Genomic DNA, 353 nt, shown 5'->3' with positions numbered 1-353 from the left:
ATGCCTACCCGCCCGAGGCGTCCGACCGCGACCAATGGGCGATCGCGCGCATCGTCGGCGTGATCATGGCGTATAACCGCAACATCCTGCCGGCCGAGAAGGCGCCGAAAGCCTGGGTCGACCTGCTGAACCCGGACTTCAAGGGGCGCAAGCTCGTCATCCAGGATTCGGCGGCGGGCACCAGCTTCAACCAGATGTATCTGCTGGAGAAGCAGTTCGGCGCCGATTTCATGCGCCGCTTCGGACAGCAGGAGCCGATCATCGTCTCCACCACGGCGCAGCTCATCGACATGCTGGTGCGCGGCGAAGCGCTGGTGGGCGCCACGGTCGACCACTTCCGCGCCTTCGAGCCC

Annotated in this window: 1 protein-coding gene; it reads left to right on the top strand. The window is 65.7% G+C overall.

All coding sequences use genetic code 11. The annotated features are described in order from the left end of the window. The coding region (locus AB4Y92_RS26840) for an ABC transporter substrate-binding protein (protein WP_441822388.1) at positions 1-353 on the top strand (353 nt) is incomplete at both ends.

Origin of the sequence: Lysobacter sp. TAB13, assembly GCF_052113885.1 — a bacterium.
Classification (GTDB): Bacteria; Pseudomonadota; Gammaproteobacteria; order Xanthomonadales; family Xanthomonadaceae; genus Lysobacter; species Lysobacter gummosus.
Note: the sequence above shows the minus strand (reverse complement) of the source record. Positions and strands in the feature narration are given on the sequence as shown.